This is a genomic window from Janthinobacterium sp. PLB04 (assembly GCF_021165895.1).
Lineage (GTDB): Bacteria > Pseudomonadota > Gammaproteobacteria > Burkholderiales > Burkholderiaceae_D > Janthinobacterium > Janthinobacterium lividum.
In genome coordinates, this window is sequence record NZ_CP088968.1 from 5249539 (window position 1) to 5262023 (window position 12485).

7 protein-coding genes are annotated in these 12485 nt (G+C 62.5%); 2 read left to right on the forward strand and 5 right to left on the reverse strand.

All coding sequences use genetic code 11. From position 1 onward, the window contains the following. Positions 1-15 precede the first annotated feature (15 nt). The 3 genes from LSO07_RS23150 to LSO07_RS23160 form a co-directional block, all read right to left on the reverse strand. The gene (locus tag LSO07_RS23150; RefSeq protein ID WP_151096672.1) at positions 16-2049 is read right to left on the reverse strand and encodes a GNAT family N-acetyltransferase; all 2034 of its coding nucleotides are present in this window, start codon (positions 2047-2049) and stop codon (positions 16-18) included. A gap of 83 nt (positions 2050-2132) precedes the next feature. After that, a complete protein-coding gene (locus tag LSO07_RS23155) occupies positions 2133-3347 on the reverse strand; it encodes an MFS transporter (RefSeq protein ID WP_151096673.1) in 1215 nt (404 codons plus the stop codon). A gap of 308 nt (positions 3348-3655) precedes the next feature. After that, positions 3656-4855 (reverse strand): extracellular catalytic domain type 1 short-chain-length polyhydroxyalkanoate depolymerase, encoded by a 1200-nt coding sequence (locus tag LSO07_RS23160; protein ID WP_151096674.1) that lies wholly within the window; start codon positions 4853-4855, stop codon positions 3656-3658. Positions 4856-5092: 237 nt separating this feature from the next. Here LSO07_RS23160 and LSO07_RS23165 point away from each other — a divergent pair, with 237 nt between their 5' ends. Further along, the gene (locus LSO07_RS23165) at positions 5093-5698 is read left to right on the forward strand and encodes a PRC-barrel domain-containing protein (RefSeq protein WP_070281252.1); all 606 of its coding nucleotides are present in this window, start codon (positions 5093-5095) and stop codon (positions 5696-5698) included. A gap of 116 nt (positions 5699-5814) precedes the next feature. Here LSO07_RS23165 and hrpA read toward each other — a convergent pair whose 3' ends face one another. Then, entirely contained in the window at positions 5815-10038 is a 4224-nt protein-coding gene (gene hrpA / locus LSO07_RS23170) for an ATP-dependent RNA helicase HrpA (protein ID WP_151096675.1), read from the reverse strand. Positions 10039-10094: 56 nt separating this feature from the next. Here hrpA and argA point away from each other — a divergent pair, with 56 nt between their 5' ends. Then, positions 10095-11405, forward strand: a complete 1311-nt coding sequence (gene argA, locus LSO07_RS23175; protein WP_046685875.1) for an amino-acid N-acetyltransferase — start codon at positions 10095-10097, stop codon at positions 11403-11405. 47 nt (positions 11406-11452) lie between these two features. Here argA and kdsA read toward each other — a convergent pair whose 3' ends face one another. Then, a complete protein-coding gene (gene kdsA / locus LSO07_RS23180) occupies positions 11453-12298 on the reverse strand; it encodes a 3-deoxy-8-phosphooctulonate synthase (protein WP_034750794.1) in 846 nt (281 codons plus the stop codon). Positions 12299-12485 lie beyond the last annotated feature (187 nt).

Genomic DNA, 12485 nt, shown 5'->3' on the forward strand with positions numbered 1-12485 from the left:
CTTCAGTTTCCCTCTTCAGTTCCCTTCATACACGAGGAAATGCAGCCGGTCATAGAACAGGCTGTAGGCATAGTCGAACGTGCCCACGCTGCGAAAACCCTTGTGCAGATACACTTGCAGCGCTTCGCTTTTTTCCCATACCGTCAAGGTGATGCGCGCACAGCCCTTGCGGCTGGCCAGGTCGCGGATTTCATGGAACATTTGCCGGAACAGGCCCTGCCCCCGGTATTTCTCGTCGATGGCCAGGCTGCTGACGAAACAGTCGTCGGTGCGCGCATGCGCGAGCACGAATGCGTCATACGCATCGTCGAGCGCCTTCATGTCGTCCCGGTAATACGAGACGGCGCCGCAAGCCTGGAACTCGGCCATCGTGGCGGCCGTGAAGAAGCCGATGAAACGCCCGTCTTCGTCATGCAGGCCGTGAATGTGCTGCAGATACGGGTCGATATTCTGCCGCCGCTGCAATTCGACGAACTGCAGATTGAGTTTATTGCCGAACGAACAGTATTCGAGATAGCTGGTGGCAAACAGCAGTTTCGCCATGCGGTTCCTCGTCTCATCGCCCAGCAGTTCACCCGGCACCAGCTTGAGCGGCGCATGCGACAGCAGGCCCGCCTGCGTCTCGTCGCCGGACGGGACGGCATCGCTGGCGGCCGGCATGCGACTGCCGTGGCGGCCCACGGTCGGGCGCCAAAAATCGCCAGCGGCAATATGCCGCGAACGGTGGGCCAGCAGATAGCGGCAAAAGACGCCATTCACGCGATCGAGCTGCGGGTCGTCCGACAGTACCGAGTAATAGTGAAAATGGTCGATGTCCGCCCGCAGCTGGGCCGCATACGCCATGCGCGGCACTTCCTCGATATCGAACACATCGACGATGTCGGGCAGGCTCAAAGGATCGTCAAGCTGCCAGCCGATTTCGTCGAGCCTGGCGACGCAGCGCGCATACGCGCGCCGTTCCTCGTCACTGAGGGGAATGTGCACGTCGGTAATGATATCGTCCAGCAAGCGCATGCCCCGGATGCCGCCCGCCACCGCTTCCCTCGCACCGTCATACAGCACGCAATAGCGCTGGTAGAACTCGGCATGGCTGAGCAGGGTCACGCCCAGGTTTTTCTTCCATTCGGCATAGAACTGGCCAAACAGCTGCGCCTCGAATTGCGGGCAGGAACGAGGAATCCGCGCATCGATACCCGCATAGGCGATGTTCACATTGCGCTGGATCACACGCAGCGCGGCATCGTTCTTCTTGGCGATCAGCATGCCCGTTTCATCGAGAAACAGATTCATCCAGCTGACATGCTGGCGCTCTTCGCTGTCGCCATCCTTGCGCTGGAAATAATCGGGCACTTCCGGCTTCATCAGGAAAATCGTCGCCGGATTGTGCGGGATCGTATCGACATCCATATACATGCCGCCGTATTCGCACATGATGAGGATGCGGAAATAATCGGACAAGGTGGCGAAGTAGCGCTGCATATGCAGGGTATCGAGTACGCCGAAGCGGGCCGGCGCGAAATCCAGCGCCAGCGCGCGCAGCGAATTGATATGCAGGGTCGTGCCGCCGATGGCGTAGCGGCCTATCGTGTAGCGCCCGGCGCCGCCCGTGGGGCTGAAGCGCTCGTCATTACGCAGCTGCTGCGCATCCCACACCCACAGGATGGAGACGTACGGCGCGCCGCCGTTGTGCCGCACCGCTTCCAGCGCCGCGCCCCACTGCTGGATCGCTTCGGCTGCGATGGCCGGCAACGGTCCGCCCATCCAGATGCGGTGCAGGTAGCGCTCGTCGTCGCCGAGCGCGCGCGTGGGGATGCAGCTCAGCGACGAGCAGCTTGCTGCATTGAAATGGTTGAAATTCAGGGCGACGAAGCTGCGCAGGGCCGCGATGCCCGCCTGGTGCTCCACGGCCAGCTGTTCCAGGTCGCTGCCGGCCGGCCGGACATCGGCCAGGGTGATGTAGTCGAGTTTCAGCCGGTTGATGCGGAACTCGTATTCCAGGTTGAAGATCTTTGCTTGATCGTGTTTCGAGGCCAGGTCATCTATTTTCATGGGCGCACCATTTTCCGCAGGAGAGTGTCAATAAACTTCGCAGGAGGTAAAACAAGGTCGACAACATGCGCATCGCTGCGCCATCAGTGCCGGGCGAGCAGCACCTCGCTTTCCCGGCGCCCCGCCATGCCCCGCGTAAACAGCAGCAGGCAGGCGGCGATGACCACGATGACGGGGATATTGAGCAGCGCATACGTTTCCAGCGCATAGCCGAAGCGCTGGCACAGCACGTTATAGAGCTGCAGCCAGGCGGACAGATAAATGCAGTACAGCAAGCTCATGGCAGCCGTCGTCAAGGTCACCGATTCCTTGCTGGCCGTGATCGCGCTGCGTATCAGGGCGCCATTGAACAGGCCGAAGCCGATGGAATAGACAAACATGCAGGCGGCAAACACGTCAACGTGATGGCGGCCCACGCCGGCGCCCAGCATGCCGGCGGCCGCGACCAGCCCGCCCAGGCGCAGCAGATGCACGAGGGGGAAATCCTGGCGCAGGCGCTGGATGGCGATGCTGCTGAGGACAAAGCCCGACAAAATCACGCATTGCAGGGCGATATACGTGGCGTAGGAGGCGCCCATTTCCTGCAGCACGAAGATGGGCGAAAAGCCGATCCAGGCCGTCAGGGGCACGGTGGCCAGCCCGGCCGTGAACATGCCGAACATGAAGCGCTTGTTGCTGAAAATGGCCGCGTAGCTGCGCACGATGGCGGCAAGGTCCAGGCGCGTGACCCTGGGGGCCGCGCGCGGCATGGTCTTGAACAGGCCCAGCAAGGACAGCAGCGCCAGCAAGCCGGAGAGGAAAAAGACGTAGCGCCAGTCCAGCCGGCTGATGATGGCGCTGCCGAGGATGGGGCCGGCAAGGGGCGCGAGGATGGTGGTGCTCGACAGGATGCTGCTCAGCTTGACGGCAGCCATGTCGTCGAACAGTTCATGGATCATGGCATAGCCGACGAAGATGAAGCAGCAGCCCATGCCCTGGATGAAACGCGCGGCGAGAAATTGCTCGATCGACGCGGCAAATGGCACGGCCAGCGTGGCCAGCAGGAATAAGGTATTACCAGTCAGCACCAGCTTGCGCTTGCCGATGGTGTCGGCCAAAGGCCCCAGGAAAATCTGCAGGGAACTGCCGCCCAGCAGATACAGGCTCAGGGACAGGGGGACGAATTTTTCCTCCGCCTGGAACTCGCCGACGATGCCCAGCATGGCCGGCATGATCATGTCGTTCGACAGATAGATATTCAGTTCAAAGACGAGGAAAAACGCAAAAAACCACAGCAACTGCTTGGACTTGATGGACATGGCGCGTTCCGTAACGTGGGTGGCTGCCGTCAGTGCATATCTGCCGTCGGGGCATGGGACGGCAGACACGCTTCACACTGAAAACGTGTACCAATTGTATACCAGTTCGTATTTTTAGCGCCTGTTTTTGTGATTTTTAAATACCGCAGCAATACCAATTAAATAAACTCGATGGTGCTGCGGCATGTGGAATCTGTGCTGAGATGGGCGCGGCCAGCGCCCCGGCGCGCGGCAGCGGCCCTGAGGGGGAATGCAAGAACGATGCGTACCAGTGCCTGCGCGCCGTTGCGGCGCGCAGGCACGCCGGCTTACCGGCGGCGGTGGCTGGCGAAGAAATCGAGCAGCATCCTGCTGGCGTCGGGCTTGGCCTTGTCGTTGAACGGCAGGCTGGCATCGCCGCCGCTCCACGCGTGCTCGAGGTGCTCGACCTGCGCCACGCGCAGCAGCACATCCTTACCCACCTGATAGTCGTGCAGCCCATACGCATGGGCCGGATTGCGTCCGCCCGCCGCGCCGCCAGGCAGACGCTGCGCCGTCACCACGGTATCAAACGGCAAGCGATTCACGCGCACGCTCTGACGGACCAGCTGCGTCTGGTTGATGGGCCGCACCACCTTGTCGGCCAGCCCTTGCAGCAGGATGGTCGGCAGGCGGGGAAACGCGGGCTGGCGCGCCAGCACTTCATCGATGGCCGCGTCGGCACGGGCGGCAGCGCCATGCTGCATCACGCCCAGCGCGCCGATCAGGTTATGCCCGGCGCCAAACACGGGCCCGGAATGCAGGCCCAGCGCGGCGAACAGATGGGGATGGTTCAAGGCCACGATATGCGCCATGCCGGCGCCGGCGGAAATGCCGCAGATATAGATGCGCGCGCGGTCGATCGCATAGCGGGCCGCCACCTGCTCGATGGCGCCGACGATCAGGCGCACGTCGCCGCCGCCCTCCTGCGTCAGCTTGTCGTACCACTTCCAGCAGCGGCGCGCATGCGAGCGCAGCGACTGCTGCGGATACAGCACGGCATAACCCTTGCGTTCGGCCAGGCGGTTCATGCGCGTGCCTTCGGCAAACTGCGTGGCGCTCTGTTCGCAGCCGTGCAGCATCACCAGCAGCGGCCGGCCACGGCTGCGCATGGCGGCGCTGGGCGCCTTCTCGGGCAGGTACAGGAAATAGGGCAGGCGCCGGCCCGGCAACTGTCCCAGTTCCGGCAATGGCGCATAGTGGGCGGCCAGCCACTTGCCTGGCGGAGGCGGCGTTCGCTTGCGCACGCGCGGGGGCGACAGGGGCGTGGCAAAGGGCGCCAGCGAGGGCACGGCGCCGCTGGCGGGCCTGGCGCGCGGCGTCGGCCTGGTCTTGGCCACGGGCTTGCTGCGGGGCTTAGGTTTAGATTTAGGCGTGGGCTTGGCCGGCACGGGCCCGAACAGCACCTTGGCCAGCTTGGTCGCCGTGCGCTGCTGCGCCTTACCGGCGCGCAATAACCCGCGCAGCCATTTGGTGGCGGGCTTTACCATGGCAAGCGGCGCGCATGGCGTGGTGGAGCGTACCGCAAGTTCATCCCACTGCATCGTTGCATCGTCAGCATGTGCGGCCTCCTCTTTAGAACGCATAGAGTACCGCAATTGGCTGACCACACCGTACGCTTGCACACCGATAAAAGTGCCGCTGGCACCATTGAGGCAGATCAAGCGCGACTTGGTGCGCATGCGTAATCTGGGTGTTCGATCAGCACTTCACGAGGAGAGAACACCATGAGCTATCTGGACCGCGACATCCTGGGCATGTACCGCAACCACGACGGCCCGGGGCCGGCCCTGATGGGGGCCGACACCCTGCTCGGCGACGATGTCTACAATCACAGCGGCGAGGAACTGGGCGACATCAAGGAAATCATGCTCGACATGCGCACCGGCCAGATCGCCTATGCCGTACTATCCTTCGGCGGCATGCTGGGCATGGGCGACAAGCTGTTTGCCGTGCCCTGGGAACGCCTGACCCTGGACACCGTCAACAAGCGCTTCCTGCTCAACGTGGACAAAGACTTGCTGAAAGAGGCTCCCGGTTTCGACAAGAACAACTGGCCCGACATGGGCAGCGATGCCTGGAACCAGCAGATGGAAGCGTTCTATGGCAGCGGCATGCGCTACGGCAGCGGTGCCATGGCAGGCAGCCGCATGCCATCCGGCAGCGACCTGCGCAGCGGCGCCAGCCTGCAATCGGGCAGCGAAGGCAGCCTGACCGGCACCTCCATGAGCGGCAGCCGCGCTGGCACGGGCAGCAGCCAGGGCGACCTGGGCTCGCGTTCGGCGCTCGGCGACGATGAGTTCGATAAACATGGGTCGGGTAGGTCGGATTAGCGGCTAGCCGCGTAATCCGACACCACCAGCGACACCGATAACACCGTTGACACGGCACCACCGGTCGCGCCAACGATGTTGTCGGATTACGCGTGGCTTTGCCCCGCTAATCCGACCTACCGCTGCATCGACTCCCACACTTTCTGTAAACGCTTGGCAGAAACAGGCATCGGCGTGCGCAATTCCTGCGCAAACAGCGACACGCGCAGCTCTTCCAGCATCCAGCGGAAGTCGACCAGTTTCGGGTCCGTATTCTTGCCGGCCTGGCGGTCCTTGGCCTGGCGCAGATACGGCGCGGCGGCCGATTGCCATTCGGCCATCAACTTGGTGTCGCGCGCGGGGTCGGCGCGCAGCTTTTCCAGGCGCACGTTGATCGCCTTCAGATAGCGGGGGAAATGCGCCAGCTGCGTGTACTCGTTTTCCGTCAGGAAACGCTTATGCACGAGGCCTTGCAGCTGCGACTGTATATCGGCGGCTGCCGCTGCGGGAATATTCTGCAGGCGCTTGGGCAAGCCGTGGAATTCCGTCAGCACTTGCGACAGCAAACGGGCGATTTCATTGACCAGCAAGACGAGGCGCGACTTGCCCTCCGCCTGGCGCTTGGCAAACGAGGCGGCGTCCAGCGGCAGCGGATCTTGCAGGCAAGCGATGTCGAGCGCCTTGTTGATGATTTGCTCGCGCAACTCTTCCTGCGAACCGAGGGCCATGAATTGCATGCCCATCTGCTGAAGGCCGGGGATGCTTTTCTCGACGTACTTGATCTGTTCCTTCATTTGCAGCGCGAACAATCGGCGCAAACCCACCTTGTGCGTGCGGGCGGCTACGGTCGGATCATCGAACACTTCCAGGTCGCAATGCGTACCCCTGTCGACCAGGGCGGGGAAACCGATCAGGGTCAGCTTGCCCTGCACGATTTCGAGCAACTCCGGCAACTCGCCAAAGGTCCAGCCCGTCAAGCCCATGTGCTGCGAGACGGTGGCATTCGGGGACGCCGGCGCTGCAGCGGCAGCCACTCCCTTGGCCGGCGCGCCGCCCTTGCCTGCTGCCGCGTTGGCGGCGGCGCCTTGGGCTTGCGCCTGGAGCCGCGATGCCACTTGCGCGCCCGCCACCTTGGCACCGGGCGTGCCCGTGCCGGAAACGCCCGACACTTCGGCCAATTTTTGAAAACTCTGGCGCGCCTGGCCGCCGAATTCCGCCTGCAAAGTGGCCAGGTTGCGGCCCATGTCGAGCTGGCGGCCATGCTCGTCGATCACCTTGAAATTCATGAAGTGATGGGCAGGCAGGGTTTCCGGCTTGAAGTCCGTCGTCAGCACATTGATCGTAATCTGCGTGCGGATGTCGGCGATGATGGCGTCGATCAAGTCGCCGCGGCCAAACACGCCCGCCTCATGCACGCGCTCGCAGAACCTGGCCGCGTAATCGGGCAGCGGCACGCAGTGGCGGCGCAGCTTTTGCGGCAGGGATTTGAGCAGCAGATGCACTTTTTCCTTCAGCATGCCCGGCACCAGCCATTCGCAGCGCTCGCGCGGCAACTGGTTCAAGGCATACAGCGGCACGCTCAAGGTCACGCCATCGCGCACGCTGCCCGGCTCGAAGTGGTACGTCAGGCCCATTTCCAGGCCCGTCACGGACATAGTCTTGGGGAACAGGTCCGTCGTCACGCCGGCCGCCTCGTGGCGCATCAGCTCTTCGCGGTTCAAATACAGCAGCTTCGGGTTTTCGCGCGTGGCTTCCTTGTGCCATTTCTCGAAACCGGCGCCATTGCACACGTCTGCCGGCAGCAGCTTGTCGTAGAAGGCGGCGATCAGTTCATCGTCGACCAGCACGTCCAGGCGGCGCGATTTGTGTTCCAGGTTTTCGATATCCTTGATCAGCTTGTGGTTGTGCGCAAAGAACGGCGCGCGCGTGTCGAAGTCGCCGCCCACGAGGGCATCGCGGATGAAGATTTCGCGCGCTTCCGGCAAATTGAAATTGCCGTAATTGATGCGCCGCTGGCTGTACACCACCAGGCCATAAAGCGTAGCCCGTTCGGACGCAGTGACCTGCGCCGAGCGTTTTTCCCAGCGCGGTTCGCCCCAGGATTTCTTCAGCAAGTGTACGCCGACTTTTTCCAGCCATTCGGGCTGGATCTGCGCCACGCAGCGCGCGTACAAACGCGTCGTGTCGACCAGTTCGGCCGCCATGATCCACTTGCCCGGCTTTTTCAACAGCGAGGAACCGGGCCAGATGTGGAACTTGATGCCGCGCCCCCCGAGGTAGCCGGCGCCCGGTTCGTCTTCGCCCTTGAAGCCGATATTGCCCAGCAAACCGGTCAGCAAGGCCATATGCAGGTTGTCATAGGTGGCCGGTGCCTCATTCAATCGCCAGCCCTGCTCCTTGACGATGGTCAGCAGCTGAGAATGCACGTCGCGCCATTCGCGCAAGCGCATCTGCGACAGGAAATTCGTGCGGCAATTATCCTGCAACTGGCGGTTGGTTTTCTTGTGCTCGATGGCGGACTCGAACCAGCGCCAGATTTTCAGGTAGCTCAGGAATTCCGACTTTTCATCGGCGAATTTCTTGTGCGCCTCGTCGGCCGCCTGCTGGTGTTCCATCGGACGGTCGCGCGGGTCTTGCACGGACAGGGCCGAGGCGACGATCAGCACTTCCGTCAAACACGCGTTATCGAGCGCGGCCAGGATCATGCGGCCCACGCGCGGGTCCAGCGGCAGCTTGGCCAGCTTGTTGCCCAAGGGCGTGAGTTTATTGACTTCATCGACGGCGCCGAGTTCCTGCAGCAACTGGTAGCCATCAGCCACCGCGCGCGCCAGCGGCGGCTCGATGAAGGGGAAGGTTTCCACGTCCGTCAGGTGCAAGGATTTCATGCGCAGGATGACGGCCGCCAACGAGGAACGCAGGATTTCCGGCTCCGTGAATTTGGGCCGCAGCAGATAATCCTGCTCTTCGTACAGGCGGATGCAGACGCCATCGGCGACGCGGCCGCAACGCCCGGCGCGCTGGTTGGCGGCCGACTGGGCGATCGGCTCGACTTGCAGCTGCTCGACCTTGTTGCGGTAGCTATAGCGCTTGACCCGCGCCAGGCCCGCATCGACCACGTAGCGGATGCCGGGCACCGTCAGCGAGGTTTCCGCCACGTTGGTAGCCAGCACGATACGACGCGCATTGCTGGTTTTAAAGACGCGCTCCTGCTCTTCGGCCGACAAACGGGCGAACAGGGGCAGGATTTCCACGTGCGGCGGATGGTGCTTGCGCAGCGCTTCGGCGCAGTCGCGGATTTCGCGCTCGCCCGGCAAGAACACCAGCACGTCGCCCGAGCCGATGCGGCACAGTTCTTCCACGCCATCGACGACGGCATCCATCAAGTCGCGCTTTTCGCGCGCGGCGGCCGTGCGCTGGCCCGGCTTGTCGGCGTTCGCGCCCGAACCAGGCATGGCCACCTGCTCGCGCTCCACGGGACGGTAGCGCACTTCCACCTGGTACAGACGGCCCGACACTTCGATCACGGGCGCCGGTTTTTCCGGCGTGCCGAAATGGCGCGAGAAGCGTTCCGCATCGATGGTGGCCGAGGTGATGATGATTTTCAGGTCCGGCCTGCGCGGCAGCAGCTGTTTCAGATAACCGAGCAGGAAATCGATGTTCAGGCTGCGTTCGTGCGCTTCATCGATGATGATGGTGTCGTAATTTTTCAACAACGGATCGGTCTGCGTCTCGGCCAGCAAGATACCGTCCGTCATCAGCTTGACGGACGCGCCACGGCTCAGGGTATCGGTAAAGCGGACCTTGAAGCCCACGGTTTCGCCCAGCGGCGTACCAAGCTCCTGCGCGATGCGCTTGGCCGTCGAGGAAGCGGCGATACGCCGCGGCTGCGTGTGGCCGATCATGCCCTTCTGGCCGCGTCCCAGTTCCAGGCAAATCTTCGGCAACTGGGTCGTCTTGCCGGAACCCGTCTCGCCCGAAACGATGATCACCTGGTTTTCCATCAGGGCCTTGGCGATTTCCGCGCGCCGGCCCGAGACGGGCAAGTCTTCCGGATACGTAATCGGCGGCAGCGGATTGCGGAAAGCCTTTTCCGCCTCGCGCGCGGCGCGGGCCGCATCGCGGGCTTCGCGGCTTTCCTGCCCCTCGCGCGGCGCGCGCGCGGCCTGGGGCTTGCCCTCTCCCGATCGCTGCTGCTGTTGCTGTTTCTGCTGCTCCGCACGCGGCGGCTGCTGCCTTTGCTGGCTCACGGGCGGGCGCTGGCGGCCCTGCGCAGGCGTGGCGGCAGGCGCGGAAACATCCCCGATGGCGGGCACATTTGCAACGTTGGAAGGAGGGGAAGACTTATTGCTGGCTGAAGACATTGTTTTTTACAGGTATTTTAAGCGCGCACATCGCGCAGCGAATTATAATGCGCTTAATGGAAAACCCTACCCAATTCGTCCAATGGCTGCGCTCAGTCGCGCCCTACATCCACGCCTTTCGCGGCAAGACCTTCGTGGTCGCCTTCCCCGGTGAACTCGTCAGCGCCGGGGCGCTGCAGGTGCTGGCCCATGATTTGTCCCTGCTGCATGCGCTGGACATCAATGTCACCGTCGTCTACGGCTCGCGGCCGCAGGTGGCGGAACAACTGGCCCTGCGTAACGTCGAAGGCCGCTTCCACAATGGCGTGCGCATCACGGATATCGCCGCGCTGGAATGCGCGAAGGAAGCCGCCGGCGAGCTGCGCCTCGATATCGAGGCCGCGTTCAGCCAGGGCTTGCCGAACACGCCCATGTCGCATGCTGCCATCCGTATCATTTCCGGCAACTTCATCACGGCGCGCCCGCTGGGCGTGATCGATGGCGTGGACCTGGAACTGACGGGCATCACGCGCAAGGTCGACGCTGAAACCATCCATTCCATCCTCGGTTCGGACGGCCTGGTGCTGCTGTCGCCGCTGGGCTTCTCGCCGACGGGCGAAGCATTCAACCTCACCATGGAAGACGTGGCCTGCAGCGCCGCCATCGCCCTGCACGCGGACAAGCTGATTTTCATCACGGAAACACCGATGATGGAAGACGCCACGGGCGTGGAAATCCGCGAACTGTCGTCGCACCAGGCCGAAGCCGTGCTGATGGCGGGCTTCCTGCCGGACGCGACGGCGTTTTACCTGAAACATTGTGTCAAGGCATGCCATAACGGCGTCGAACGCTCGCACATCGTGCCGTTCTCGATGGATGGTTCTGCCCTGCTGGAATTGTTTACCCACGATGGCGTGGGCACCATGATCAGCCATGAAAACCTGGAAAGCCTGCGCCAGGCCACCATCGAAGACGTGGGCGGCATCATCAAGCTGATCGAACCGCTGGAAGCGGACGGCACCTTGGTCAAGCGGGGCCGCGAGCTGATCGAGCGCGAGATCGATTATTTCTCCGTCATCGAGCATGATGGCGTGATCTTCGGCTGCGCTGCCCTGTACCCGTTCCCCGCACAAAAAATGGCGGAAATGGCATGTTTGACGGTCAACCCGGAAGTGCAAGCCCAGGGCGACGGCGAACGCATCCTGAAACACATGGAAAACCGCGCGCGCGCCGCCGGCCTGAACAAGTTGTTCGTGCTGACCACGCGCACCTCGCACTGGTTCAAGAAACGCGGCTTCGTGCCGGCCACCGTCGACGATTTGCCGAAGGATCGCCAGCATATGTATAACTGGCAACGCAAGTCCCAAGTGCTCATCAAGACACTGTAAAACTGAAAAAGCCCGGCATGCCGGGCTTTTTCTTTACTTAGATACCATTACTTGATATTCAGCGGCGCAAACGATTTGACCAGGTCGTCGAGCGCCTTCAATTGCGCCAGGAACGGTTCCAGCTGGTCCAGCGGCAAGGCGCTGGGGCCGTCGCAGCGGGCATTGTCGGGATCGGGGTGGGCTTCCAGGAACAGGCCGGCGATGCCGACGGCCAGGCCGGCGCGGGCCAGGTCCGCCACTTGCTGGCGGCGGCCGCCCGAAGCGGCGCCACCGGGATCGCGCTGCTGCAGCGCATGCGTGACGTCGAAGATGATCGGCAAGTCGTCGCAGGTTTTCTTCATCACGCCAAAGCCCAGCATGTCGACCACCAGGTTGTCGTAGCCGAGGCAGGTGCCGCGGTCGCACAGGATCAGTTGATCGTTGCCCGCTTCCTTGAATTTCTCGACGATATTGGCCATCTGGCCAGGGCTGAGGAACTGCGGCTTCTTGATGTTGATGACTTTGCCCGTTTTCGCCAGGGCCACGACGAGATCCGTCTGGCGCGCGAGGAAAGCAGGCAATTGCAGCACATCGACCACTTCGGCCACCTGCTGCGCCTGCCATGGCTCATGCACGTCGGTAATCACGGGCACGCCGAACGCCGCCTTGACGTCCTGGAAGATGCGCATGCCCTCTTCCAGGCCCGGGCCGCGGTAGGAATGGATCGACGAGCGGTTGGCCTTGTCGAAGCTGGCCTTGAACACATATGGAATACCCAGTTTTTGCGTCACGCGCACATATTCTTCGCAGGCGCGCATGGCGAGATCGCGCGATTCGAGCACGTTGATGCCGCCAAACAGCGCGAAGCTGCCGGTATTGCTGACATCGATGCCATGGACTTTCACTGAGGTCATAGGGATTCCATCTTGGTTAATTACTACTACTTGGTTGGAAGGGGCGCAGCCAGCGGCTGGCGCGATAAGGCATCTTACTAGCTAGGGCGGCGCAGATCAAATTTGATCCAGCGCAAGGGCGCGGCAAACGGCGTGTCGCCAGGCCGCGACGGCCCCGCGAGGGCTGGCGCAAAGTGCCTTATAATCA

Excerpts from the sequence above, each read along its gene's own strand:
- LSO07_RS23165 (WP_070281252.1), top strand. The coding sequence starts at position 5,093 with ATGAGCTATCTGGACCGCGACATCCTGGGCATGTACCGCAACCACGAC.
- LSO07_RS23155 (WP_151096673.1), bottom strand. The coding sequence starts at position 3,347 with ATGTCCATCAAGTCCAAGCAGTTGCTGTGGTTTTTTGCGTTTTTCCTC.
- kdsA (WP_034750794.1), bottom strand. The coding sequence starts at position 12,298 with ATGACCTCAGTGAAAGTCCATGGCATCGATGTCAGCAATACCGGCAGC.
- LSO07_RS23160 (WP_151096674.1), bottom strand. The coding sequence starts at position 4,855 with ATGGTAAAGCCCGCCACCAAATGGCTGCGCGGGTTATTGCGCGCCGGT.
- LSO07_RS23150 (WP_151096672.1), bottom strand. The coding sequence starts at position 2,049 with ATGAAAATAGATGACCTGGCCTCGAAACACGATCAAGCAAAGATCTTC.
- hrpA (WP_151096675.1), bottom strand. The coding sequence starts at position 10,038 with ATGTCTTCAGCCAGCAATAAGTCTTCCCCTCCTTCCAACGTTGCAAAT.
- argA (WP_046685875.1), top strand. The coding sequence starts at position 10,095 with ATGGAAAACCCTACCCAATTCGTCCAATGGCTGCGCTCAGTCGCGCCC.